The organism is Lysobacter sp. MMG2, assembly GCF_016735495.2.
In the GTDB taxonomy this organism is placed as follows: domain Bacteria; phylum Pseudomonadota; class Gammaproteobacteria; order Xanthomonadales; family Xanthomonadaceae; genus Lysobacter_J.
The window spans coordinates 178780-201082 of the sequence record NZ_JAERQY020000004.1; the positions used below are offsets into that span (position 1 = coordinate 178780).

General features: G+C 68.0%; 27 protein-coding genes. 15 read left to right on the top strand and 12 right to left on the bottom strand.

Annotation, left to right across the window (positions count from 1 at the left end; translation table 11 throughout):
* Window positions 1–22 precede the first annotated feature (22 nt).
* Both JI752_RS15380 and JI752_RS15385 read left to right on the top strand, forming a co-directional pair.
* On the top strand, window positions 23–733 hold the full coding sequence (locus JI752_RS15380; protein WP_216965708.1) for an SDR family oxidoreductase: 711 nt from the start codon (window positions 23–25) through the stop codon (window positions 731–733).
* A gap of 92 nt (window positions 734–825) precedes the next feature.
* Entirely contained in the window at window positions 826–1812 is a 987-nt protein-coding gene (locus JI752_RS15385; RefSeq protein ID WP_216965710.1) for an NAD(P)-dependent oxidoreductase, read from the top strand.
* Window positions 1813–1930: 118 nt separating this feature from the next.
* Here the strand turns inward: JI752_RS15385 and JI752_RS15390 are convergent, their stop codons facing one another.
* Both JI752_RS15390 and JI752_RS15395 read right to left on the bottom strand, forming a co-directional pair.
* Window positions 1931–2545: a hypothetical protein gene (locus tag JI752_RS15390; RefSeq protein ID WP_216965712.1), complete on the bottom strand. Its 615-nt coding sequence runs from the start codon at window positions 2543–2545 to the stop codon at window positions 1931–1933.
* A 231-nt stretch (window positions 2546–2776) separates the two neighbouring features.
* Window positions 2777–3118, bottom strand: a complete 342-nt coding sequence (locus tag JI752_RS15395) for an RcnB family protein (RefSeq protein WP_216965714.1) — start codon at window positions 3116–3118, stop codon at window positions 2777–2779.
* Window positions 3119–3477: 359 nt separating this feature from the next.
* Between JI752_RS15395 and JI752_RS15400 the strand changes: the two genes are divergently transcribed.
* The 4 genes from JI752_RS15400 to JI752_RS15415 all read left to right on the top strand — a co-directional run bounded on the left by JI752_RS15400 (window position 3478) and on the right by JI752_RS15415 (window position 6492).
* Window positions 3478–4785 carry an amidohydrolase family protein gene (locus JI752_RS15400; RefSeq protein WP_216965716.1) on the top strand — a complete coding sequence of 436 codons (1308 nt, stop codon included), beginning with the start codon at window positions 3478–3480 and terminating at the stop codon, window positions 4783–4785.
* A 124-nt stretch (window positions 4786–4909) separates the two neighbouring features.
* Entirely contained in the window at window positions 4910–5134 is a 225-nt protein-coding gene (locus JI752_RS15405; RefSeq protein WP_216965718.1) for a hypothetical protein, read from the top strand.
* A gap of 87 nt (window positions 5135–5221) precedes the next feature.
* A complete protein-coding gene (locus JI752_RS15410) occupies window positions 5222–6106 on the top strand; it encodes a helix-turn-helix domain-containing GNAT family N-acetyltransferase (protein ID WP_216965720.1) in 885 nt (294 codons plus the stop codon).
* 53 nt (window positions 6107–6159) lie between these two features.
* Window positions 6160–6492: an FAD-dependent monooxygenase gene (locus tag JI752_RS15415; protein ID WP_216965722.1), complete on the top strand. Its 333-nt coding sequence runs from the start codon at window positions 6160–6162 to the stop codon at window positions 6490–6492.
* 18 nt (window positions 6493–6510) lie between these two features.
* Here the strand turns inward: JI752_RS15415 and JI752_RS15420 are convergent, their stop codons facing one another.
* The gene (locus tag JI752_RS15420; protein ID WP_216965723.1) at window positions 6511–6885 is read right to left on the bottom strand and encodes a YciI family protein; all 375 of its coding nucleotides are present in this window, start codon (window positions 6883–6885) and stop codon (window positions 6511–6513) included.
* A 183-nt stretch (window positions 6886–7068) separates the two neighbouring features.
* Here JI752_RS15420 and JI752_RS15425 point away from each other — a divergent pair, with 183 nt between their 5' ends.
* The 3 genes from JI752_RS15425 (at window position 7069) to JI752_RS15435 (ending at window position 9124) form a co-directional block, all read left to right on the top strand.
* Window positions 7069–7335: a DUF2798 domain-containing protein gene (locus JI752_RS15425; protein WP_216965725.1), complete on the top strand. Its 267-nt coding sequence runs from the start codon at window positions 7069–7071 to the stop codon at window positions 7333–7335.
* 65 nt (window positions 7336–7400) lie between these two features.
* Window positions 7401–8366 (top strand): ABC transporter ATP-binding protein, encoded by a 966-nt coding sequence (locus JI752_RS15430; RefSeq protein WP_216966128.1) that lies wholly within the window; start codon window positions 7401–7403, stop codon window positions 8364–8366.
* Complete coding sequence (locus JI752_RS15435; protein WP_216965727.1) at window positions 8363–9124, top strand: ABC transporter permease; 762 nt, start codon at window positions 8363–8365, stop codon at window positions 9122–9124. Before JI752_RS15430 ends, JI752_RS15435 begins: the two co-directional genes overlap by 4 nt.
* A 3-nt stretch (window positions 9125–9127) precedes the next feature.
* Here the strand turns inward: JI752_RS15435 and JI752_RS15440 are convergent, their stop codons facing one another.
* On the bottom strand, window positions 9128–9688 hold the full coding sequence (locus JI752_RS15440) for a DUF3016 domain-containing protein (RefSeq protein WP_216965729.1): 561 nt from the start codon (window positions 9686–9688) through the stop codon (window positions 9128–9130).
* Window positions 9689–10020: 332 nt separating this feature from the next.
* Between JI752_RS15440 and JI752_RS15445 the strand changes: the two genes are divergently transcribed.
* Complete coding sequence (locus JI752_RS15445; protein WP_216965731.1) at window positions 10021–10740, top strand: M23 family metallopeptidase; 720 nt, start codon at window positions 10021–10023, stop codon at window positions 10738–10740.
* A 31-nt stretch (window positions 10741–10771) separates the two neighbouring features.
* Here the strand turns inward: JI752_RS15445 and JI752_RS15450 are convergent, their stop codons facing one another.
* Together JI752_RS15450 and JI752_RS15455 are read right to left on the bottom strand one after the other, a co-directional pair.
* Window positions 10772–11023, bottom strand: a complete 252-nt coding sequence (locus JI752_RS15450) for a DUF3297 family protein (protein ID WP_216965733.1) — start codon at window positions 11021–11023, stop codon at window positions 10772–10774.
* A 96-nt stretch (window positions 11024–11119) separates the two neighbouring features.
* Complete coding sequence (locus JI752_RS15455) at window positions 11120–11404, bottom strand: DUF4031 domain-containing protein (RefSeq protein ID WP_216965735.1); 285 nt, start codon at window positions 11402–11404, stop codon at window positions 11120–11122.
* Between the two features lie 235 nt (window positions 11405–11639).
* On the opposite strand from JI752_RS15455, the gene JI752_RS15460 reads away from it, so the two are divergent.
* The gene (locus tag JI752_RS15460; protein ID WP_216965737.1) at window positions 11640–11849 is read left to right on the top strand and encodes a cold-shock protein; all 210 of its coding nucleotides are present in this window, start codon (window positions 11640–11642) and stop codon (window positions 11847–11849) included.
* Between the two features lie 105 nt (window positions 11850–11954).
* Here the strand turns inward: JI752_RS15460 and JI752_RS15465 are convergent, their stop codons facing one another.
* The 4 genes from JI752_RS15465 to JI752_RS15480 all read right to left on the bottom strand — a co-directional run bounded on the left by JI752_RS15465 (window position 11955) and on the right by JI752_RS15480 (window position 16282).
* Window positions 11955–13394: a PQQ-binding-like beta-propeller repeat protein gene (locus JI752_RS15465; protein WP_216965739.1), complete on the bottom strand. Its 1440-nt coding sequence runs from the start codon at window positions 13392–13394 to the stop codon at window positions 11955–11957.
* A 366-nt stretch (window positions 13395–13760) separates the two neighbouring features.
* Complete coding sequence (locus JI752_RS15470) at window positions 13761–14171, bottom strand: DUF3037 domain-containing protein (RefSeq protein ID WP_216965741.1); 411 nt, start codon at window positions 14169–14171, stop codon at window positions 13761–13763.
* Window positions 14158–14925: a HipA family kinase gene (locus JI752_RS15475; RefSeq protein WP_216966130.1), complete on the bottom strand. Its 768-nt coding sequence runs from the start codon at window positions 14923–14925 to the stop codon at window positions 14158–14160. The genes JI752_RS15470 and JI752_RS15475 overlap by 14 nt, the downstream gene beginning before the upstream one ends.
* Before the next feature lie 82 nt (window positions 14926–15007).
* Window positions 15008–16282: an MFS transporter gene (locus tag JI752_RS15480; RefSeq protein WP_216965743.1), complete on the bottom strand. Its 1275-nt coding sequence runs from the start codon at window positions 16280–16282 to the stop codon at window positions 15008–15010.
* Between the two features lie 310 nt (window positions 16283–16592).
* Between JI752_RS15480 and JI752_RS15485 the strand changes: the two genes are divergently transcribed.
* Together JI752_RS15485 and JI752_RS15490 are read left to right on the top strand one after the other, a co-directional pair.
* Entirely contained in the window at window positions 16593–17027 is a 435-nt protein-coding gene (locus JI752_RS15485; RefSeq protein WP_216965745.1) for a PepSY domain-containing protein, read from the top strand.
* 263 nt (window positions 17028–17290) lie between these two features.
* Window positions 17291–18961, top strand: a complete 1671-nt coding sequence (locus tag JI752_RS15490; RefSeq protein ID WP_216965746.1) for a M28 family metallopeptidase — start codon at window positions 17291–17293, stop codon at window positions 18959–18961.
* Between the two features lie 257 nt (window positions 18962–19218).
* Here JI752_RS15490 and JI752_RS15495 read toward each other — a convergent pair whose 3' ends face one another.
* Window positions 19219–19545: a DUF6249 domain-containing protein gene (locus tag JI752_RS15495; RefSeq protein WP_216965748.1), complete on the bottom strand. Its 327-nt coding sequence runs from the start codon at window positions 19543–19545 to the stop codon at window positions 19219–19221.
* A 152-nt stretch (window positions 19546–19697) separates the two neighbouring features.
* Between JI752_RS15495 and JI752_RS15500 the strand changes: the two genes are divergently transcribed.
* Both JI752_RS15500 and JI752_RS15505 read left to right on the top strand, forming a co-directional pair.
* The gene (locus tag JI752_RS15500) at window positions 19698–20270 is read left to right on the top strand and encodes a sigma-70 family RNA polymerase sigma factor (RefSeq protein ID WP_216965750.1); all 573 of its coding nucleotides are present in this window, start codon (window positions 19698–19700) and stop codon (window positions 20268–20270) included.
* Complete coding sequence (locus JI752_RS15505) at window positions 20267–20788, top strand: hypothetical protein (protein WP_216965752.1); 522 nt, start codon at window positions 20267–20269, stop codon at window positions 20786–20788. Before JI752_RS15500 ends, JI752_RS15505 begins: the two co-directional genes overlap by 4 nt.
* A gap of 282 nt (window positions 20789–21070) precedes the next feature.
* Here the strand turns inward: JI752_RS15505 and JI752_RS15510 are convergent, their stop codons facing one another.
* Window positions 21071–22297: an RtcB family protein gene (locus JI752_RS15510; protein WP_216965754.1), complete on the bottom strand. Its 1227-nt coding sequence runs from the start codon at window positions 22295–22297 to the stop codon at window positions 21071–21073.
* Window positions 22298–22303 lie beyond the last annotated feature (6 nt).

The following is a 22303-nucleotide window of genomic DNA, read 5'->3' on the forward strand; positions in this document are numbered from 1 at the left end:
CCTTCCCGAAACGAGGTGACGCATGGACATCCGCAACGCCGTGGTCCTGGTGACCGGAGCCAACCGCGGGCTCGGCCGCGCGCTGGTCGAAGCCTTCCAGAAAGCGGGCGCGAAGAAGGTCTACGCCGCCGCGCGTGATCCGGCGTCGGTGAACGTGCCCGGCGCGGTGCCGATCGCGATGGACGTGGCCTCGCCCGACAGCATCAGCGTCGCCGCGCGGCAGTGCTGCGACGTCAACGTGCTGGTCAACAACGCCGGCATCGCCAAGAGCGGGCAGCTGTTCTCCGAAGACGGCGAGGCGAAGCTGCGCGAGGAAATGGAAGTGAACCTGTTCGGCCCCTGGCGCGTGGCGCGCGCGTTCGCGCCGACGTTGCAGGTGAACGGCGGCGGCACGGTGGTCAACGTGCTGTCGGTGCTCAGCTGGCTGAGCATGCCGGGCAGCGCGACCTACTGCGTGTCAAAATCCGCCGCGTGGTCGCTCACCAACGGTTTGCGCAACGACCTGGCGCCGCAGGGCACGAAGGTCACCGCCGTGCACGTGGGCCTGATGGACACCGACATGACCGCCGGCGTGGACGCGCCCAAGGCCTCGCCGCGCGACGTGGCCGAGCAGATCGTGCGCGCGGTGGCGGAAGACGCGCCGGAAGTCCTCGCCGACGAAACCAGCCGCCAGGTGAAGGCCTCGCTGGCGTCGAACCGGGCGGCATACCTTGGGCCCGCGTCGGCGGCATGACCGTTCCGTGCGAAGGCTTCGCGCGGCGGTGAGGCGGTAAGGACACAAAACGCCGGCATAATCGAAGTCCCCACGTCATCGGAACCGCCTCCATGACCCTCCTCGTGACCGGCAGTGCCGGCCATCTGGGCGAAGGCTTGATGCGCCAGCTGCGCGCCACCGGCCGCGACGCGGTCGGCATCGACCTCAAGCCGTCCGCGTTCACCGACCACGTCGGCTCCATCACCGACCGCGAGTTCGTGCGTCGCCACATGAAGGGCGTGCGCGCGGTGATCCACGCGGCCACGCTGCACAAGCCGCACGTGGCCACGCATCCGCACCAGGATTTCATCGACACCAACATCAGCGGCACGCTGGTGTTGCTGGAAGAAGCCGTCGCGGCGGGCGTGGACGCGTTCGTGTTCACCAGCACGACCAGCACCTTCGGCGCCGCGCTCACGCCCGCGCCGGGCGAGCCGGCGGCGTGGATCGACGAGGACGTCTCGCCGATCCCGAAGAACATCTACGGCGTGACCAAGCTGTCGGCCGAGCAGCTGTGCGAGCTGTTCTACCGCAAGCGACGCCTGCCGGTGCTGGTGCTGCGCACATCGCGCTTCTTCCCCGAGCCCGACGACAGCATCGACGTGCGCAACGGATTCTCCACGCTCAATGCGCAGGCGAACGAACTGCTGTACCGGCGCGTGGACATCGCCGACGCGGTGGACGCGCACCTGCTGGCGGTCGAGCGGGCGAAGGCGATCGGCTTCGGGCGCTACATCATTTCGGCGACGACGCCGTTCACGCGCGAGGATCTGCCGGACCTGCGCCGCGACGCACCGACGGTGCTGGCGCGGCGTTTCCCCGAGGCCGGGGCGCTGTACGCCTCGCACGGCTGGCGCATGTTCCCGCAGCTGGACCGCGTGTACGTCAATGCGCGTGCGCGCGAGCAGCTGGGCTGGCGCCCGCGTTACGACTTCGCGTTCGTGCTCGATGCGCTGCGTCGCGGCGAGGACTTCCGCAGCCCGCTGGCCGAGGCCGTGGGCAGCAAGGGCTACCACGACGTGGTGTTCGAGGAAGGGCCGTATCCGGTGGCGTCGTAGGGACCGAGCGTTCTGCCTCGGAGCTGCTGCCGTCAGCGCGGTGTCACCGTTCGTCCTTCGACTTCGGCGCTGCGCGCCTACGTTCAGGACGAACGGGTCGCAGGGGGAATCCGCTTCGTCACTTCCCCTTCGGCCGCACCGACACCGCCGCCGCCTCGGTGAAGGCGATGCGCAGCATGTCGCCGACCTTGAGCTCCGGCAGTCGCGCGCGGTGTTCCGGCCTCTGCACGTCGAGCGTGACCACGTTGCCGCGCGGGCCTTCCACCGTAATGGTGTTGTTGGCCAGGTCGATCGCGCGGATCGGCGCCAGCACCGTCACCACTTCCGCCGTGCCCAGGCGCGGTCGCTCGCCGGTCTTGGCGACGTCCTTGCCCTGCTTGATGAAGGCGCCCGGTTCGGCGCTGCCGGCGGGCTGGATGTCGACGGTGACCGCGCGCAGGTAGTCCAGCGCCACGATGTCGCCCACGCGGACCTGCTCGAAGTTGCGCACCGTGTCGTCGGCATGCACTTCCACTTCGTTGCCATCGGGGCCGCGCACGGTGATGAGGCGGTTCGGAGTGTCGATATCGGTGACCTGGCCTTCCACGCTCAACGTCACCGCTGCAATCGCGGTGGGGCTGGGCGCGCGGGCGGCGGTCTCGGCCGGCGGATGGCTGCTGCAACCGGCGGCGAGGGCGAGGGCCAGGACGGCGGCCAGCGGAACGGGGCGAAGCGGGAGCGGGGAATTCTTCACTGCATCCTCCGTGCGTTGCGAGTGAATGCGCACCGCGCGGGGGGCGCGATGGTGGGCCATGCGGCTCAGGCCGCGCGGGCTCGATTCAGTCTGTGCACGGAAAAGTGAAGGCAGCGTGTGGCCGCGCGCCCGCGACGGCGCGGCGGCGCCGTGCCAGCGGCTCATCTTCGCGGGCGTGGAAACAGCGAAGGCCCCTTCCGGGGCCTTCGTCGTGTCGCGGCGGGTGCGCGATCAGTGGTGCAGCAGCACGTCGGCGATGATGCCGGTGGCCACGGCGATCAGCACGTAGCGGCCGTCGTCGCTGCGCACCCAGCGGTGGCCGCGGGGCGGTTCGCGCAGCTCGTAGCGCGGGTAGTCGTCCACGTAGACGCGGCGTTCGACGTAGACCACGCCACGGCGGTAGTCGTGCTTGTAGTGGCCGCGCTTGCGGCCGCGGTCGTGGTGGTCGTCGTGATCGTGGCGGTCGTGGTGGTCGTGGCGATCCCGGTCGTGATGGTGCTTGTCATGGGCGGACGCGGCCACCGGTGAGAGCAGCAGGAAGCCGATCGCGAGGGTCGACAGCAGGTGCTTCATGGAATCCCCTGTTTGCATGCGAGTGAGTCGTTGTTGTTCTGGACTGCGATGCGATCCTGACTGGGCTGCATGCAGTGGCAAGTGGGGACGACGCGGAACCATGACGCAGTTCGCTGTTCTGCACCGAAATGCTTCACGCGGCCTTTAGGTAAGCGCTTACAACGCCCCCGACGGACCCGCATGCCGCGCGAGAAAAAGAAACCGGGGCGGCGCGAAGGGCCCAGTCCGCGCGCCGCCCCGGGGATCTCCCTGACGAGGAGAGCGCGCAGTCTGGCCGCCGGCCGTCGCAGCAGGCGAGACGACCGGCGGCGGCCCTCCTACACTCGGCCGAACGTGCATCCACCAAGGGGAAGGGAATGATGAAGCGTCGCGCCGCCGCGGCCCTGACGGGCCTGACCGTTGCTCTCTCGCTGGCTTCCGCCGCTCCGGCGCAGGCCCCGGCGGCCGCGGGACCGGTCGTGCTGAAGGCGGCGCACCTGTTCGACGGGCGCAGCGGGCGGCTGGTCTCGCCGGGCGTGGTGGTGGTGCAGGGCACGCGAATCGCCGCCGTGGGCGAGGCCGCCGTGCCGGCCGGTGCCAAGGTCATCGACCTGGGCGATGCCACGCTGATGCCCGGTTTCATCGACGCCCATACCCACATCGCCTCCAACCACGACGACAACTGGGCGCAGGGCTTCTACGAGAACATGCTGCGCTTTCCCGCCGAGCAGTCCTTCCACGCCGCGCACAACGCGAAGCTGACGCTGGAGGCCGGCTTCACCACGGTGCGCGAAGTCGGCGCGCCGGACTTCGTCGACATCGCGCTGCGTAACGCGATCCGCGACGGCCTCACCGAAGGCCCGCGCATGCTGGTCGCCGGCCATGCGATCGGCTCCACCGGCGGGCATTGCGACATCGCGCCGTTCCCGCCCGAGCGCGTGGCGCCGCTGGGCCCGCGCGACGGCGTGTGCAACGGCGCCGAACAATGCCGCCTCGCCACCCGCGAACAAATGAAGTACGGCGCGGACGTGATCAAGATCTGCGCTTCCGGCGGCGTGCTGTCGGAGGCCGATCCGGTGGACGTGCCGCAGCTCACGCCGGACGAACTGCGCGCGATCGTGACCGAGGCCCACACCTGGGGCCGCAAGGTCGCCGCGCACAGCCACGGCGATCTGGCCGCGAAGCTGGCCGTGGAGGCGGGCGTGGACTCGATCGAACACGGCAGCTTCCTCACCGAACCCACGCTGCAGCTGATGAAGCGCAAGGGCACGTACCTGGTGCCCACGCGCATGACCCAGGTCTGGGTGGTGGAGAAGGCCGACACCTACCCGCCGCAGATCGGCGCCAAAGCGCGCGCGGCCGGCGCCGCGCACCAGGTGATGTTCAAGGAAGCGCTGCGCGTGGGCGTGCCGATCGCGCTGGGCACGGACGCCGCGGTGTATCCGCACGGCCTCAACGCGCAGGAGTTCGGCGACATGGTCGAGTTGGGCATGACGCCGGTCGCGGCGCTGCTCACCAGCAGCCAGGGCTCGGCGAAGCTGCTGGGGATCGACGGTGAGACCGGCACGCTGGAAGCGGGCAAGTTCGCCGACGTCGTCGCCGTGCCCGGCAACGTGCTGGAGAACATCCGCGCCACGGAAAAGCCGCTGCTGGTGATGAAGCAGGGCACGGTGGTGCGCGCGCCGTAACGGCGTCGTCCGTCGGCACGCCTTCACCTGGTCAGTTTTCGAGAAGCGGCCGCCGTGCGCGGCCCCTAGCATGGCCCCCGAACCCGAGCAGTGCCGTCCCGTCACGCCGTTCAAGGAGGCTCCAATGAACTGGAACAAGTGGATTCGCCAGATCCATCGCTGGCTCTCGATCGCCTTCACGTTGTTCGTGATCGCCAACTTCGTGGTGATGGGGCGCGGCGACATCGCCCTGTACGTGGGCTTCGCCACGCTGCTGCCGCTGGCGCTGTTGCTGCTGACGGGGCTGTACCTGTTCGCGCTGCCGTACCTTGCGCGCGGGCGTCGCGGGGCGCAGCAGGAAGGCGCCTAGCAAACACGGTCGTTCCCTTCTCCCCTTGCGGGAGAAGGGAAGCGCGGGCGCCTTGCATCGATCCAATTACCTGACTAAAGTCAGGCAATGGACGAGCGCCAGATCCAGCAGGTCCGCAGCTTCAACCGGTCGGTGACGCGCCGGATCGGCGTGCTGTCGGACGACTACCTGGGCCGCGGCCGGCCGCTGGCCGAGTCGCGGCTGCTGTTCGAAATCGGACGCGACGGCGCCAACGTGCGCGACCTGCGCGCGCGGCTGGCGCTGGATTCGGGCTACGTCAGCCGGCTGCTGCGCTCGCTGGAGGCGCAGGGCCTGGCGAAATCGCAGCCCGCGCCCGGTGACGCGCGCGTACGCCGCGTCACGCTCACCGCCAAGGGCCGTCGCGAAGTCGAGGCGCTGGACCGTCGTTCGCAGGATTTCGCCACCTCGCTGCTGGCGTCGCTGGGCGAAAGGCAGCGCGAACGACTGACCACGGCGATGGCCGAGGTCGAGCGGCTGATGCGTGCCGCTTCGGTGGTGGTCGAGCCGGTCGACCCTGCCAGCGACGACGCGCAAGCGTGCATCGACGCCTATCTGCGCGAACTGGCCGAACGCTTCGAATCCGGCTTCGATCCCGCGCGCGGGCCGTCCGCCGATCCGGACGAACTCGTGCCGCCCTCGGGCGTGCTGCTGCTCGCGCGCCTGGACGGTGAAGCGCTGGGTTGCGGCGCGCTGAAGGTGATCGGCGAGGGCGTCGGCGAGATCAAGCGCATGTGGGTCGCGCCGAACGCGCGCGGCCTGGGCATCGCCCAGCGCCTGCTGGACGCGCTGGAAGCCCAGGCCCGCGCGATGGCCCTGCACACGCTGCGGCTGGACACCAACCGCACGCTGCTGGAAGCGCGCGCGCTGTATGCGCGCAACGGCTATCTCGAAATTCCCGCGTACAACGACAACCCGTACGCGGACCACTGGTTCGAGAAGCGGCTGGGCTGAGGCGCCCGCTCGCCTGCCCCGCTAGGATGGGGGCCGGGCACACGGAGCGCGCGATGGTCACTCCCGGGGAGAAGTGGACGCTGCGACGGGCGCAATGGCGCCGCTACCGCGTGGGGCGGGTGCTGATGTACGCCGGCCTCGGGCTCTACCTGCCGGTCATGATCGCCTTCAATCTCGTCTTCAAGGCGCTCGGATGGGCCGACGACGCGATGTTGTGGATCGCGGTGCCGTGGATGGCGGCCTGCGTGGTCAACGGCCTCTGGTTCACCTGGTTCGTCTGCCCCGAATGCGGCAAGCGGTTCTTCACCCGGGGCGGCAACTGGATCGGACCGTCGAACGCGTGGGGCAGCAAATGCTGCCATTGCGGCGCGCGCCCGCCGGCCTGACGCGCGACCCGACCCGCGTCAGGCTCCCACGCGCTCGCGCACCGCTTCCAGGTCGCGCACCGGCCGCACTTCGATCGAGCCCGTGCGCGTCCACGGAAAACTGTGGGCGATGCGCACGGCTTCCTCGATGTTGGGCGCTTCGATCAGGTTGAAACCGGCGAAGACTTCCTTCGCTTCGGCGAACGGGCCGTCCAGGACGTGCGTGCTGTCGTTGCGCGTGCGCACCGAGCGCGCGGTCGCGGGCAGTTCCAGTTGCTGCGAATCCAGCAGGATGCCGGCCGCGCGCAGTTCATCGGCCTTGTGCAGGCAGCCCTTCATGAGGCGGTCGAACTCGCCTTCGGGAAGCGCGTCGAGCAGGACGGGATCGGTGTAGACCATCAGCAGGAATTTCATGGCGCTCCAGCAGTGGGGTCGTCGGAGCGCGCATTGTGGCCCATGCCGGCGACCGCACCGTGTACCGAAAGGCACCCTTCGCCCATTCGCCCGCTGACGGGACGGTTCTTCCCCTCGTGGCGGGCTTATCGCGCGCGGCGCGCCTGCCTACGCTGTCGATCCCCCGACCGCACGGAACGCCCCATGCTCACGCCCCGACTGGCCCGGTTCGCCTTCGTCCCGCTCGTGGTCACGCTGATGTCGGGCGTGATGAGTTTCGCCATGACCGCCTTGCACCACGGCCTCGCCCCGGGGCTCGTGACGGCATGGCTGCGCGGATGGCCCGTGGCCTTCGCCGTCGCGCTGCCCGCGGCCTGGGTGATCCTGCCCGGCGTGCGCACGCTGCTGGCGCGCTTCACCCGCGCCTGCACCGAAGCCGCACCGAAACAACGCCTGGGACGGATGGGATGAGCGGCGTGCAGGGCGTGCCGCTCCGGTACGATGCCGCCGATACATCGCAGGAAAAGGAACGCGGCATGGCGCGCGACGCCGACACGCAGATCCACGATCCCGTCATCGACGTGCGGGGTCTCACCAAGACGTATTCGACCGGGTTCCAGGCGCTCAAGGGCATCGACCTGCAGATCCGTCGCGGCGAGATCTTCGCGCTGCTCGGTCCCAACGGCGCCGGCAAGACCACGCTGATCAGCATCGTGTGCGGCATCGTCAACGCCAGTTCCGGCACCGTCACCGCCGACGGCCACGACATCGTGCGCGACTACCGCGCCGCGCGCAGCAAGATAGGGCTGGTGCCGCAGGAGCTGTCCACCGACGCGTTCGAGAGCGTGTGGGCGACGGTGAAGTTCAGCCGCGGTCTGTTCGGCAAGGCCCCGGATCCGGTCTATCTGGAAAAGGTGCTGCGCGACCTGTCGCTGTGGGACAAGAAGGACAGCAAGATCATGGCGCTGTCCGGCGGCATGAAGCGCCGCGTGCTGATCGCCAAGGCGCTGGCGCACGAGCCGTCCATCCTGTTCCTGGACGAACCCACCGCGGGCGTCGACGTCGAACTTCGCCACGACATGTGGGAAATGGTCCGCCGGCTGCGCGAGAACGGCACCACCATCATCCTCACCACGCACTACATCGAGGAAGCCGAGGACATGGCCGACCGCATCGGCGTGATCAACCACGGCGAACTGGTGCTGGTGGAGGACAAGCGCACGCTGATGCGCAAGCTCGGCAAGAAGCAGCTCACGCTGACGCTGCAGGCGCCGCTGGAACGCATTCCCGAGGACATGGCCGAGTACGCGCTGGAGCTGACCGAGGACGGCCATTCGCTGGTCTTCACCTTCGATGTGCAGGCGCAGGAAACCGGCATCGCGCCGCTGCTGCGCCGCTTGCAGCAGCACGGCATCGACTTCAGGGATCTGCATTCCAGCGAGAGTTCGCTGGAGGACATCTTCGTCAGCCTGGTCCACCGGGGTCGGGAGGCGCGCGCATGAACCTGCACGCGATCCGCGCCATCTATCGCTTCGAGATGGCCCGCACCTTCCGCACGCTGATGGAGAGCATCGTCTCGCCGGTGCTGTCCACCTCGCTGTACTTCATCGTCTTCGGCGCGGCCATCGGCGGGCGCATGGGCGAGGTCGACGGCGTCAGCTACGGCGCCTTCATCATCCCGGGCCTGATCATGCTGTCGCTGCTGAGCGAGAGCATCTCCAACGCGTCCTTCGGCATCTACATGCCCAAGTGGGCCGGCACGATCTACGAACTGCTGTCGGCGCCGGTGTCGGCGATGGAGATCGTCATCGGCTACGTCGGCGCGGCGGCCACCAAGTCGCTGATGCTGGGCACGCTGATCCTGCTCACCGCGCGCTTCTTCGTGCCGTACGAGATCCAGCATCCGTTCTGGATGCTGTGCTTCCTCGTACTGACCGCGCTGACCTTCAGCCTGTTCGGCTTCATCATCGGCCTGTGGGCCGACAGCTTCCAGCGCCTGCAGTTGGTGCCGCTGATGATCATCACGCCGCTGACCTTCCTGGGCGGCGCGTTCTATTCGATCAGCATGCTGCCGCCGCTGTGGCAGAAGATCGCGCTGTTCAATCCGGTCGTGTATCTGATCAGCGGCTTCCGCTGGAGTTTCTTCGGCATCGCCGACGTCAACGTTGCCGTCAGTGCGACGGCGATCGTCGGCTTCCTGCTGCTGTGCTTGGGCGTGGTGTGGTGGATCTTCCGCACCGGCTGGAAGCTCAAGCAGTAACGCTCACGCGTCGGGCTTCGTCGCCGTGAGTTCGCGGCTGATCCAGCGGTCGATCAGCCGTTTCTCGAAGCGCAGCGGATCGCTGTTGAGCGAGGAGGAATCGCTCACCAGGAATCCCGAGTCGCTGAGCCGGCGCTCGCCCTGCGCGATCACGTTGCCGTCGGCATCGGTGAGGCGCACGTTGAGCGTCATGCGCGGCGGATAGATGTCGCGGATGATGCGCGTGTATTGCAGGTCCGGGCCGTGCCAGGGTTCGAAGGAGCCGGCGCGGCGGATGTCGAGGATGTCCACGTCCAGCCGCTGACCCGGCGGCAGTTGCCGCTGCGCGCGATCGCGCATGTATTCGGCCAGTTCCTGCACCCAGTTGCCGCGGGACGCTTCCCATCGGTTGGAGGTGTAGCGCAGCTCGGTGAACTTCGAGGGGTCTTCCCAGCGCACGTTGACCGGGCCGGCTTCGGGCAGGGCGCGGGGCGCGTTGGGGTCGGTGACGTTGCGCACGGCGGCGGTGGCGCTCGAGGCGGCCAGTGCGAGCGCGAGGGCGAGAACGACGAGGCGCGGGTTCATGGCGGCCTCCAGAGGGTGGGTGCCCCTGGATTCTCCCACCGCGACCCCGCCATGAGCGCTGCGCAACCGGGTGGCATACAGCCGCCGTTTGTCTGTTTTTGGCGAACCGGGGCTGAACCGCGCCCCGCCCTTCACTGCGCCTGAACTGGGCACACAGCGGCTCTGCGACTTTTTCGGACTGTTCCCATATCGACGCTCCGGCCGCTCCGGAGAATCCGCCCCGCACCCCCCAGGTGCACCCCGCCGGCCTGCAGCATCGCGCCGGCATTCGCCCAGGAGTCCACCCTCGCGTCCCCCGCTGAAGGACGCACAGCCCCTAACGGAGCCGCCGCATGTCCCCCGTCGTTCGCAAGTCCAATGCCCCTTCCCGTCGGTGCGCCTGGCGCTCCAGCCTGCAGATCGTCTGCGTGGCCGTCCTCGTGGCCTCGACGGTGAGTGTCGGCTCCGCCTGGGCCCGCTCGCATGCCGAGATCGCCGGGCTGTTCGCGACGCAGGGGTTGGGCCAGGGCGGGCCTTACATCCCCGCCGACGCGCCGAAGGCCCCTTTCGAGGTAACGGCAGGCCTGTCGTCGATGGACGCGCTTCGTCCCGATCCGACCGACGCCCTGGACCTCTCGGCCGCGCTGTGGACCTCCCCCAAGGTCGCGCACGACGACACGCTGCCGCAGCTCCTGCCCGTGACGCCGCTGCGCATCACCTCGGGATTCGGCCGCCGCCATGACCCGCTCGGGCGCGGCGACGCCTTCCACAGCGGCATCGACTTTGCCGGTCGCGTGGGCACGCCCGTGCACGCCTCCGGCGATGGCGTGGTCGTGCAGGCGCGCTACAGCAAGGACTACGGCAACGTGGTGATGATCGACCACGGCCATGGCGTGGTGACGTTGTACGCGCACAACAGCAAGCTCGAAGTGCGCACCGGCGATGTGGTGCTGGCGGGGGAGGAGATCGCCAAGATGGGCTCGACCGGTCGTTCGACCGGCCCGCACCTGCATTTCGAAGTGCGCCAGTACGGCCAGCGCGTCGACCCGGGCCGTTATCTGGCCGGGCTTTAAAGGAAGGGCCGCGGCGGCGCGGCCCGCGCCGTCACTCGGCGGCCGGCTCGTCGCGGTACCAGGCCTCGACCTTGCCCTTGGCCTTCATCGTCATCGGATTGCCACGGCGGTCCAGCGACTTGCCCACCGGCAGCCGGACCCAGCCCTCACTGATGCAGTACTCCTCGACGTTGGAACGCTCCACGCCGTTGAAGCGGATGCCGATGCCGCGCTCCAGCACCGTCTCGTCGTAGAACGGGCTGCGCGGGTCGTTGGAGAGGCGGTCGGGGGGCGTATCGGTCATGGCGTGCGTCCTGGAGCGGGTCTCGCGTGGCGGTCGGTCCGACGGCAGGCGCCGGCGGGCCGCACAGGATACGTGCGCGGGCCCGGTCCCGCAGCCTCAGGGCGCCTCGCCGCGCCCCTGGGCCTTGGCCACCCGGATCACCGCCCGCACCTGTTCCCGGTCCCGATGCCGCGAAATGGCGACCGCTCCGAGCTCGATTGCCCGCTCGCGCAGTTCCGAGGGGACGTCGTAATGGGCCCCGGAGGTCTTGTTCTGGAAGGCGCGACGGGGGATGTCCAGGCGCTCGGCCATGGCATGCAGCTCCGTCAGGGTGTCCGCCATCAGGTGGGCCCAGCGGCGGCCGCGCCAGAGGTGGACTGCGTCGTCTACATAGACCGTCATGACTGGCGCCAGGGGCGGGTGGGGAACCTGAACGGGGACTCTAACTGAATGCCCCGGGACGACCGGCATTTGCATTGCGGCTCAAACACGTCCAACATTCGCCGCGCTGCGTTAGTCAAGGGTCACCGTGACTGTGACCCGATGTTGATTCTGTTCGCATCGTTGCACCGTTTCTCCTTGCAACCAGCTCCATACCGCGAAAGCGGTCCATTACATCCGTTCAAGGAGAAAAAACATGTCGAACCGTGAATTCGGTACGGTCAAGTGGTTCAACGATGCCAAGGGCTTCGGCTTCATCAGCCGCGAGAACGGTGAGGACGTGTTCGTCCACTTCCGTTCGATCCAGGGCACGGGCTTCAAGAGCCTGCAGGAAGGTCAGAAGGTGTCCTTCACCGTCGTCCAGGGCCAGAAGGGCCTGCAGGCCGACGCGGTGCAGGCAGCCTAAGGCTTCCGCTCCAGTCGTTGTGAAAAAGCCCGGCTTCGGCCGGGCTTTTTCTTTTTGGCAGGCCCCATGGCCTGTCCATGGAGCCTTGGTGGAAGTTGCCGCGGATCAACGCGTGCGGAACGCCACGAGCTTGCCGTCGCTCAGGGTGGTTCCGGTGGTGACGAAGAGCATGCGCTGACCGGAAATCGCCACCATGCCTGGGGTCGCGCTTTGCCAGACAGGTCTGTGCGTGGCCAGGTCGATCGCGTAAAGCGCACGGTCGGTACTGACAAACAGCAGATTGTTGGTGACTACGATGTTGCGGTGAAATTTGGTGTCGGACGTTCCGGGCACCCACGACCACAGCACAACACCGGTTGCCTCGTCGATCGCGTCCAGCGACTTTGGATTGTCCGAAGCCGCGTACACCACGCCCTTGGCGATGGCCGGCTGGGTCTTGTACGACTTTATCGAGCTCCAGCGGGTCGTCTTCTGGCTAATCCCGTAGTCGACGAGCTGCCGGTTCGCGGAGGGTTCGGCGCTGGATGCCGCTCGACCGCTGAATGCCCCGCCCTTCCAAGCGATGACGCTGTCGGCCGACGCGATCATCGGCGCACCGTGGTAGTCGTACAAGCTGCTGCCGGTAGAAGCAAAGCCGATCCTCGCCACCGACTCGCCGCTCCCCGTGTCCAGCACAGCCAAGGCGTCGCCGTCGTGGATGTAGAGATATCTGTCGTCCACGGCAGGCGTGTTCATCCCGTAGGTGCCGCCGACTCCCTCCCACTGCTTGGTTCCGGAGGTGGCATCGAAGGCATACATGACTCCGCCGTAGGAGCCGGCGTTCACGTAGACACGCCCGTTCTTCACGGTGGGGGCAAGCAGGTTGGCCCACTGGGTGGAGAAGCTGCTCTGCGCGAGCGGTGTGCCGTCCTTCGCCTTGAAAGACCAGAGGAAGGTGCCGCCATGCCCGGTGGTCGTCACATAGACGTTGCCATTGGACGTCGCCGGCGGGTTCAGCGCGGGTGACCAGTTGTTGGTGAACTGCTGCTTCCAGCGGATTTCCCCCGTCGCCGTGTCCAGTGCATACAGCGATGGGCTGCCCGCGTACTCGTCCTCGGAAACGAAGACCAGCCCCTCCGAAGTGGCGACGGAGTTGATCCCGCCAATCACGCCGGGCGTGGGTCGCGTCCACTGCCATGCCTTCACGAACTTGCTCGGGTCCAGGGTGATCGGGACATAGCCGTCGTGCGCTGCATTGCCCTGCAGCGTTTCCCATTCCGGCGTCGGAATGACGGTGATCGAATACTCCACCGACTTCGATGCGTTGGTATAAGGCGTCAAGCACTGTGCGTCAGCGCATGCGCGAACCGTCAGGATGCCGGTATGCGTACCGACCGAGCGGCGGCCCGCGGCGGACTTGAGCGCAAAACTGTACGCGCCACCGGCTGGGGCCGGCTGCACGGCGGGCATGGCAAACATGCCGTGGTCGTCGGAGACCTGGAGGGTAAACCAGCCCGCTTCCGAGGTTGGTCGCCGACCATTGACCATCGAGAACAGCGTCCACATCGTCGCCAGACACCGCTTTCAGGCGGATGGCAGGGGTCGTGAGAGTGAGTTGGACTTCCGCTGCGGGCGCTGGCTGAGGCGGCGTGGAGGGAGGTGTGGCTGGAGGCGTGGCTGGAGGTGTGGAGGGAGAAGTGGGTGAAGGCTGTGCCGCGCCTTTCTTTCCGCCGCCGCCGCAGGCAGTGACAGCCAGCGACACCAGGATCACTCCACAAAGTTGGGTCAAACGCATGATGGCTTCCTTGTTCTGATGGCCGATCCGTGAGCGCATGGGGCTGCGTCGGCGCTGTGCCGAACAAGGATCGTGGGGTACCCCGGCGTGCAAGGTACTGGCGGGCAGGGAAGCTCTGCGCCGCGACAATTTCGCTATCAGGCGCGCCGAACGCGCACCATCCGCTCCATCAGATGTTCCAGTGACACCCCCGGTTGCATGCAACGTCCCAGGTGCACCGGCGAGGTCTGGATGATCGAGCTGCGCTTGGCCGTGAGCCAGTGGAAGCGCGCGCGCTGCGGGAGCAGGCCGATGGGGCCGCCGTCGGGGCCGCCGCGGCAGATCGCTTCCATCGCCGCGAGATGGCGGCGCACCGTGTCCAGGTCGATGTCGGGGTCGAGCGCGCGCAGTCGCGCTTCGTCGATCTCGATGCGCGCCTCCAGGAACTTCGTCGCCGGGCACGACAGCAGGATGCCGACGTTGACGAACTCCTCGCGCTCCACGCGCGGTACGACGCGGATCACGGCGTAGTCGTAGGTGTCGCGGCGCGGCGACTCAGGCGCGTGCATGGATCGCCTCCTCGACGAAGCGCGCGCGTTGCGCGAGCCGCTGCATGAAATGTTCGACGTACGCAGCGCGGTGTTCGGCAGGATCCTGCGGCGTGTCGGTTCCGCTGAGCCACGCCTCGGGCACGAGGGCGAGGATGGCTTCGAAGTCTTGGCGCGCGAGCTTGCCCGCCAGTCGCGCGTCGGCACCGGCGATGTCGTCGGCCTGCGCCAGCAGCACGTGCTCGCGGATCATCGGAAACGCGCTGCCCGCATGCGCCGGCGTGCCGTCCCAGCCGTGGTGGAAATACAGCGCGGCGCCGTGATCGATCAGCCACGGATTGCGGTGCCAGACCAGCAGGTTCGGATTGCGGAAGCTGCGGTCGACGTTGCTGACGAAGGCGTCGAACCAGACGATCTCCGAGGCGAGTGCGCCGGGTACGCGCTCGGCGACGGGATCGAAGTTGATCGCGCCGGGGAGGTAATCCAGTGCGAGGTTTAGGCCGTCGCTGGCGCGGATCAGCTCCTGGATCTCCGGATCGGGTTCGGTGCGCGCGAGTTCGGCGTCGAGCTCGACGAAGACCAGCTCCGGCATCGGCAGGCCGAGCGCGCGTGCGATCTCGCCCGCGACCAGCTCGGCGACCAGCGCCTTCGCGCCCTGGCCCGCGCCGCGGAACTTCAGGACATACAGGCCGTCGTCATCGCCCTCGATGACGGCGGGCAACGAGCCGCCTTCGCGCAGCGGCGTGACATAGCGGGCAGCGGTGATGGTGCGCAGGGGCATGGATCGGGGCACGGGGAAAACCGCGACAGGTTAACCGCACGGGCCGTCCTGCGGCCGTTGCGTCGAAAAACGCCGCTTACCACGTGTCCTCGAGCATGCGCGGCTTGCTCGCCAGCCAGCCGCCGTAGAGCAGCGCCAGCAAGCACAGCGCCAGGAACGCGAACGGCCCGGCCCAGCCCCGCGTGCTTGCATGCAGCCAGCCGAACAGCAGCGGACCCAGGCAGCTCAGGCTGTAGCCCACGCCCTGCACGAAGCCCGACAGCCGCGAGGAGCCGCCCGGCGTGCGCGTGCGCAGGTTGATCAGCGTGAGCGAGAGCGGGAAGGTGCTCGGCCCCAGGCCGAGCAGCGCCACCCATAGCAGCGGCGCCGCCATCGGCGCGAGCAGCAGGCCGGCGAACGCGGCCAGATAGCTCACGCCGCACGCCACCACGATCGGGAACGGATTGGCGATGCGCACCGCCAACGCCGGCAGGACCAGGGCGCTGAGCAGGCCCATCGTGGAGAACAGCGCGACCATCGTGCCGCCCAGCGCGGGACTGCCGCCGGCTTCCACCAACAGGCGCGGCAACCAGGTGAACATCGAATACGTCGTCAGCGAGGTCATGCCGAACATCAGCGTCAGACCCCAGGCCACGGGCGAACGCCAGACGCGGCCGTCGACCTGCTTTGCGCCGTCCAGTTCCGGTGCTTCGTCGCCGGGCGCCACCGCGCGGTAATGCGCATTGGCCAATACTTGTGCCTGGCGCGAATGGCCGTAACGCTCCATCCACAACACGCCGATCCAGGGCAACGCGGCCGCCGCGGCGATAAGCGACCACGCGCCCAGCGAAACGCGCCAGCCCGCCGCCTGCGCGAGCGGCACGGCCAGCAGCGCCGGCAGGATCGTGCCCAGCTGCAGGACCGTGATGTAGAGCGTGCTGACGGTGCCGACGCGATCGGCGAAGTAGCGCTTCACCAACGGCGGCAGCACCACGTTGCCCATGCCCATGCCCGACAGTGCGAGCGCCGAGGTGACCAGCAGCATCGCGGTGTCGCCGACGAATGCACGCACGAACAGGCCGAGCGCCGCCAGCACCATCGACAGCAGCGCGGTGCGCTCCAGGCCGAGGCGGTGCGCGATCGCCGGCGTCACCACGCCGAACAGCGCGAACGCTGCGGTCGGCACCATGCCGAGTACGCCGGTCATCGTCGAACCGAAGCCGAAGTTCTCGCCCAACCGGTCGAGCAACGGCGTGAGCGAGGTCACCGCCGTGCGCAGGTTGAACGCCGACATCGCGATACCCGCCAGTACCAGCGCACGGTCGCGCCACAGCGGGCGGGCGAGCGGGGCGGCGAGGGAGTCGGCATTCATGCGGGAAATCCTGTGCGTCCCGCGGAAGCGGGGACGCGTTTGCGAGTGTGGCGCATCGCGCGCCGAAGGAGGCGAGGCTCGATTCGAGCGTCTTTGCATGCAGTTTGCGCGAGCAGGCGCGCGCGGGCCACCCGTCGCGGGGCAACACTGGGTTCCATCGCGTCGCACCTCGGCACGCCACGCCCCAGCGACGCACCTTCATCCCTTCGTCATTTTGCTGACGCCTGGCCCGCGCATGGCGCGCAGATTCACCAAAGGTTCGCGACGGCCGCACAAGACTCCATCCCCTGTCACGCAAGGAGGAAAACGGATGAAGAAGACCATCGTGCTGACCGCGCTGCTGTCGCTGGCCACGGGCGCGGCGTTCGCGCAGAGCGCCGCTCCGAAGGAACCGCTGACCGAACAGCAGGTGCGCGCACGCCTGACCGAGCAGGGCTACACGAAGATCAACGACGTGAAGTTCGAGGACGGCGTGTGGAAGGCCGACGCGCACAGCGCGCAAGGCGCAAGCGTGGATGTACGCCTGGATGCGAAGACCGGTCAGGTCTATCCGGACAAGCAGGTCGCCAATCTGAGCGAGGCCGATGTCCGCGCGCGTCTGTCGGCTGCCGGCTACACCAATGTGCACGACGTCGATTACGACAACGGCATCTGGAACGCCGAAGCCGACGATCCCGCGGGCAAGGACGTCGAACTGAAGCTCGACCCGGCGACGGGCAAGGTCATCGGCAAGGAAAAGGACTGAGGTTCGACTCCCGCTCGCAAGAGCTCCCTCCCCTGCTTGCAGGGAAGGGGTGACGCGTGCAGCGCGCAGGCTGCCCTCACCCCAACCCTCCCCCGCAGGCGGGAGAGGGGCTCAAGGGAGAGGCTCTCCGGACAGGGGCCAGGCAAGCCGCGCGACGCACCCCGCGCACCGCCACATCCCGCACAGCCCCCCTGCCCAACGTTGGCTGGCAACCGCGCACCTTCGTCCTTACCATCGGCCGGCACTCCGACCAGGTCCCACCCATGAAATTACCGGCCGTATCGCTGCTCGCGCTGTCCCTCGCCGTTGCCCTGAATCCCGCCGTCGCCGGTAAACCGGCCGGCCCGGAGATCGACCCCAACCGCCTCTCGCAGGACGTGAAGGTGCTGTCCTCCGACGAGTTCGAGGGCCGTGGCCCCGCCACCGCCGGCGAGACCAAGACCGCCGACTACGTCGTCGCACAGATGAAGGCCGCGGGCCTGCAGCCCGGCGGTGACCTCAAGGACGGCAAGCGCGAATGGACCCAGGCCGTGCCGCTGGCGCGCTCGGAGATCCAGGACACGCCGGCGTTGTCGATCAACGTGAAGGGCAAGTCGCAGGCGCTCACGCAGGGCGAGCAGATCGCCGTGCGCGCCGCGCAGGACGGCTCCAAGAAGGTCGACATCCGCAATGCACCGCTCGTCTTCGCCGGTTACGGCGTGAACGCGCCGGAGCGCGGCTGGGACGACTTCAAGGGCGTGGACCTGAAGGGCAAGATCGCCGTCGTCCTGATCAACGATCCGGACTTCGACGGCGGCGAAGGCGATTTCGGCGGCAAGGCCATGACCTACTACGGCCGCTGGACCTACAAGTACGAAGAGGCCGCGCGCCAGGGCGCACTGGGCCTGCTGATCGTGCACGAGACCGACCCGGCCTCGTACGGTTGGGCCACGGTCAAGAACTCCAACACCAACACCATGTTCGACGTCGTGCGCGATCAGCCGGCGTCGGTGCATCCGATGCTGGAAGGCTGGATCCAGCGCGATTTCGCCGCGGACCTGTTCAAGCAGGCGGGGCTGGACTTCGACGCGCTCAAGGCGAAGGCGAAGACCAAGGCGTTCAAGCCGGTGGAGCTCAAGGGCGCGACGCTGAGCGCGAAGTACGACGTGAACCGCGAGATCATCACCTCGCACAACATCGTCGGCCGCATCGAAGGCGCGAAGCGTCCGGATGAAACCGTCGTCTATTCCGCGCACTGGGACCACCTGGGCGTCGGCCAGCCCGATGCCACGGGCGACCGCATCTACAACGGCGCCGTCGACAACGCCACCGGCACGGCGGCGCTGATCGAGATCGGCCGTGCGTTCGCCAAGGGCCCCAAGCCCGACCGCTCCGTCGTCTTCCTCGCCGTGACGGCGGAAGAGAAGGGCCTGCTGGGCTCGGAGTACTACGCGTCCAAGCCGCTGTACCCGCTGGGCAAGACGGTGGCGGTGATCAACATGGATGCGCTGGACCCGCACGGCCCGGCACGCAACTTCACCACCTCCGGCAGCGCCAAGCAGGACCTGCTCAACGAGTTGGTCGACAAGGCCAAGAAGCTGGCGAACCTGGACTACGTGACCGATCCGAAGCCGGAAGCCGGCCACTTCTTCCGCTCCGATCACTTCCCCTTCGCCAAGCGCGGCGTGCCGGCGATCTCGTTCGGCTCGGGTAACGACCTGGTCGACGGCGGCCTGGAAGCGGGCAAGAAGATGGAAGACGCCTACGTCGCCGACCGTTACCACCAGCCCGCCGACCAATGGGAAGCCGACTGGACCTTCCTCGGCATGGCGCGCGATCTGACGCTGCTTTACAGCCTGGGCCGCGACCTCGCCGATTCCGATCGCTGGCCCAACTGGGATGCCTCGTCGGAATTCCGCGCGGCGCGTGACAAGACGGCGGCGGATCGGAAGTAACGTTTTTTCGCGCCCAACTGCAGGAAATCAAGACGGGTGGAACGCAGGTTCCACCCGTTTTGTTTGGGCGATGCAGCCACCTTCACCGCTCGTCCTGAGCGTAGCGAAGCGAAGTCGAAGGGGGAGCGGGTCCGCACGCTTCCCGTCCATCCTTCGACTTCGGCGCTGTGCGCCTACGCTCAGGACGAACGGTGGCAGGGGGGCGGCAGTCGGCTGCCTCCGACTGCCGAACTCGGACGACGCGTTCCCGCGCACGATCAACCCAGCTTGCGCGCCGCAGCGTAGGCCAGCAGGTTGCCCACGCCGGTCACGCCGAGCAGCACGGCGACCACGCCCGGCGTGATCTCGCGCCAGCCGAAGCTTTCGATCATGCCGAAGCCGATGCCCAGGCACAGCAGCAGGATGCCCCAGCGCAGCGAGGTGTGGCGGCGCTGCTGCGCTTCGGCCTGGACCATCGTGCGGATCAGTTCCTCCGAGCCGTTGCCTGCGATCAGCTTGGCGCGGGTGCGGGCATCGACCACCACCTTGATCGTGTAGGCGATGCAGATGAACAGGGTGATCGGGATGAGGATTTCGAATTGCATGGCGGGATTCTCGGGCCGTTGCGGTGGGTTCGGGAAGGGAGATACGGCCGGGCCGCGATCGGTTGCAGGCCCCGGTCATCGGATTCGTGAAGGATCCGTTGCAACCATCCGGGCCCGGAACGTATCCACAAGGTCATGACCGGTGAGAACCCGTGACCGAGGACGACCGCAAGCTCGTCGATGCCGTGCTGGGCAATGTGCCCGGCGCGTTCGAACGCCTCGTGCGCGGCCACCAGGGCCTGTGCTGGCACATCATCCAGCGCATGGTCCGCCAGCCCGAGGACACCCGCGAGCTGTGCCAGGAGACCTTCCTGCGCGTGCACCAGTGCCTGCACCAGTACCGCGGCGAGAGCGCGCTGAAGTCGTGGATCGGACAGGTGGCGTATTCGGTGGCCAAGCGGCACCTGGAGAAACGCCGCATCGCCATCGCCGACCCCGTCGGGCCGGACGACGACGGCGTGTCGCTGCTGGACCAGATCAGCGACGGCTTCGACCTGGAAACCGCCTGCGCCGACGCCGAGATCGCCGCCGGCCTGCACGAAGAGATCGAAGCGCTGCCCCCGCTGCAACGGACGCTGCTGACGCTGTATCACCTGGACGAAGTGCCCATCGTCGAGATCGCCCGCATCACCGGGCTCGCCGAGGGTACGATCAAGAGCCATCTGTTCCGGACCCGGGCGCGCTTACGCGAGCGCCTGCAAGCCCGAATCGGAGTGACCGCATGAACACGCCTGACGACCGCAAACCCACCCCCGACGATCCGCCCGGCGAGCGCAGCGGATGGCGCAGCCTGGATGTGTTGCGCCTGGAGGCCGAATGGCAGGCGCAGGAGCGCGCATTGGAACAGGAGCGCCGTGGCGTGCCACTGGACCGGGCCGATTCGCGCCTGGCCGAATACCGCCTGATCGCACGCGCCCTGCGCGCGCCGGCGATGGAGCCAGTGCCCTACGACCTCACCGCGCAGATCGTCCGCCATGTCGAAGGCACGCCGGCCGTGGGCGAGCTGCTGGAGCGCTGGCTGCTGCGCGCGCTTACCGCGGCCTTCGTGCTCGCGGCACTGAGCGCGATGGTGGCCTATGGCGCGCAATGGACGCCGGCCTTCGCCGACCTGTGGCCGCAGCTGTCGCCCGCTTCGGCGGACTGGGCCGGGTTGTTGATCGGCTGCCTGGCGGTGTCGCTGGCGTGGCAGGGCGTGGTGCGGTTGATGCGCCAGGAATCGGGCGGGACGCTGGGGCTGGCCTGAGTCTTGGCGAGCGCCTGTTCGAAGGCGTCATTCCCGCGAAGGCGGGAATCCAACTCCCAGACGTTGCAAACTTTCCGAAGAGCGTGATGGCTCACAAGCCGTCATTCCCGCGAACGCGGGAATCCAATTCCCAGACGTTGCCAAGCCTTCCGAAGAGCGTGAAGGCGCTGGCAGTTGGATTCCCGCCTTCGCGGGGATGACGACTGAGCGGGTCATGACGGCCAAGCTGGAATGTCGACCAACGGCGAACAAAAAAGGCGGGGGCCGAAGCCCCCGCCGTCCTCATCCCTTGATACACACCACCTGCCGCAGCGTATGCACGATCTCCACCAGATCGCGCTGCGCCGCCATCACTGCGTCGATGTCCTTGTACGCGGCCGGCGACTCGTCGATCACGCCCGCGTCCTTGCGGCACTCCACGTGTGCGGTGGCCTCGCGGTGCTGCTTCAGCGTGATCTGCGCGCGCGCGGCGGTGCGGCTCATCACGCGGCCGGCGCCGTGGCTGCAGCTGTGGAAGCTGTCCGCGTTGCCCTTGCCGCGCACGATGAAGCTGCGTGCGCCCATGCTGCCCGGAATGATCCCCAGCTCGCCCTCGCGCGCGCTCACCGCGCCCTTGCGCGTGACCAGCACCGACTCGCCGAAGTGGTCCTCGCGCTGCACGTAGTTGTGGTGGCAGTTCACCGCGTGCCTGTCGGTCTGGAACTTCGGCAGGCGGTGGCGCATCTCGTGCAGCACGCGGCCCATCATCGCCTCGCGGTTGGCGCGGGCGTAGTCCTGCGCCCACGACACCGCCTCCACGTAGTCGTCGAACAGCGCCTCGCCCTCCAGGAAGAACGCGAGGTCGCGATCGGGCACGTGGAAGCCCAGCACGCGCTTCTCCAACTGGCGACGCGCCAGCTCGATGAAGTACGTGCCGATGAGGTTGCCCGTGCCGCGCGAGCCGGAGTGCAGCATCACCCACACCGCGTCGGCCTCGTCCAGGCAGATCTCGATGAAGTGGTTGCCGCCGCCGAGCGTGCCGATCTGCTTGTCGACCTTGTCCGGGCGGATCTTCGGGTGCTTCTCGCGGATCTTCGCCAGTCGCGCCATCAGCTCCGACCGCACCAGCGCCGTCTCGACACTGTCGGGAATGCGACGGTGCTCGCCGCCCGGGCCGTTGCCCACCGGGATGCTGCGCTCGATGGAGTTGCGCAGCAGCGACAGGTCGTCCGGCAGATCGTTCGCGCGCAACGTCGTGCGCACGGCGGCCATGCCGCAGCCGATGTCGACGCCGACCGCCGCCGGAATGATCGCGCCCTTGGTCGGCACGACCGAACCCACCGTCGCGCCGATGCCCAGGTGCACGTCCGGCATCACCGCGACCCACGGCCCCACGAAGGGCAGGGCGGTGATGTTGCGCAGCTGCTGCCGCGCCTGGTCCTCCACCGGCACGCCGTGCACCCAGCCCTTGATCGGCGTGGCGGCGCCCTGCGCGTGGAGAAACTCGAATGAAGTGTGTTGCGTGTTCATGGTTCC

Excerpts from the sequence above, each read along its gene's own strand:
- JI752_RS15450 (WP_216965733.1), bottom strand. The coding sequence starts at position 11,023 with ATGACCGATACGCCCCCCGACCGCCTCTCCAACGACCCGCGCAGCCCG.
- JI752_RS15420 (WP_216965723.1), bottom strand. The coding sequence starts at position 6,885 with ATGAAATTCCTGCTGATGGTCTACACCGATCCCGTCCTGCTCGACGCG.
- JI752_RS15495 (WP_216965748.1), bottom strand. The coding sequence starts at position 19,545 with ATGCAATTCGAAATCCTCATCCCGATCACCCTGTTCATCTGCATCGCC.
- JI752_RS15415 (WP_216965722.1), top strand. The coding sequence starts at position 6,160 with ATGGTCACTCCCGGGGAGAAGTGGACGCTGCGACGGGCGCAATGGCGC.
- JI752_RS15455 (WP_216965735.1), bottom strand. The coding sequence starts at position 11,404 with ATGACGGTCTATGTAGACGACGCAGTCCACCTCTGGCGCGGCCGCCGC.
- JI752_RS15480 (WP_216965743.1), bottom strand. The coding sequence starts at position 16,282 with ATGAATGCCGACTCCCTCGCCGCCCCGCTCGCCCGCCCGCTGTGGCGC.
- JI752_RS15465 (WP_216965739.1), bottom strand. The coding sequence starts at position 13,394 with ATGTGGACGCTGTTCTCGATGGTCAATGGTCGGCGACCAACCTCGGAA.
- JI752_RS15395 (WP_216965714.1), bottom strand. The coding sequence starts at position 3,118 with ATGAAGCACCTGCTGTCGACCCTCGCGATCGGCTTCCTGCTGCTCTCA.
- JI752_RS15380 (WP_216965708.1), top strand. The coding sequence starts at position 23 with ATGGACATCCGCAACGCCGTGGTCCTGGTGACCGGAGCCAACCGCGGG.
- JI752_RS15385 (WP_216965710.1), top strand. The coding sequence starts at position 826 with ATGACCCTCCTCGTGACCGGCAGTGCCGGCCATCTGGGCGAAGGCTTG.
- JI752_RS15435 (WP_216965727.1), top strand. The coding sequence starts at position 8,363 with ATGAACCTGCACGCGATCCGCGCCATCTATCGCTTCGAGATGGCCCGC.
- JI752_RS15485 (WP_216965745.1), top strand. The coding sequence starts at position 16,593 with ATGAAGAAGACCATCGTGCTGACCGCGCTGCTGTCGCTGGCCACGGGC.
- JI752_RS15460 (WP_216965737.1), top strand. The coding sequence starts at position 11,640 with ATGTCGAACCGTGAATTCGGTACGGTCAAGTGGTTCAACGATGCCAAG.
- JI752_RS15445 (WP_216965731.1), top strand. The coding sequence starts at position 10,021 with ATGTCCCCCGTCGTTCGCAAGTCCAATGCCCCTTCCCGTCGGTGCGCC.
- JI752_RS15470 (WP_216965741.1), bottom strand. The coding sequence starts at position 14,171 with ATGCACGCGCCTGAGTCGCCGCGCCGCGACACCTACGACTACGCCGTG.
- JI752_RS15410 (WP_216965720.1), top strand. The coding sequence starts at position 5,222 with ATGGACGAGCGCCAGATCCAGCAGGTCCGCAGCTTCAACCGGTCGGTG.
- JI752_RS15430 (WP_216966128.1), top strand. The coding sequence starts at position 7,401 with ATGGCGCGCGACGCCGACACGCAGATCCACGATCCCGTCATCGACGTG.
- JI752_RS15425 (WP_216965725.1), top strand. The coding sequence starts at position 7,069 with ATGCTCACGCCCCGACTGGCCCGGTTCGCCTTCGTCCCGCTCGTGGTC.
- JI752_RS15510 (WP_216965754.1), bottom strand. The coding sequence starts at position 22,297 with ATGAACACGCAACACACTTCATTCGAGTTTCTCCACGCGCAGGGCGCC.
- JI752_RS15440 (WP_216965729.1), bottom strand. The coding sequence starts at position 9,688 with ATGAACCCGCGCCTCGTCGTTCTCGCCCTCGCGCTCGCACTGGCCGCC.
- JI752_RS15405 (WP_216965718.1), top strand. The coding sequence starts at position 4,910 with ATGAACTGGAACAAGTGGATTCGCCAGATCCATCGCTGGCTCTCGATC.
- JI752_RS15505 (WP_216965752.1), top strand. The coding sequence starts at position 20,267 with ATGAACACGCCTGACGACCGCAAACCCACCCCCGACGATCCGCCCGGC.
- JI752_RS15490 (WP_216965746.1), top strand. The coding sequence starts at position 17,291 with ATGAAATTACCGGCCGTATCGCTGCTCGCGCTGTCCCTCGCCGTTGCC.
- JI752_RS15400 (WP_216965716.1), top strand. The coding sequence starts at position 3,478 with ATGAAGCGTCGCGCCGCCGCGGCCCTGACGGGCCTGACCGTTGCTCTC.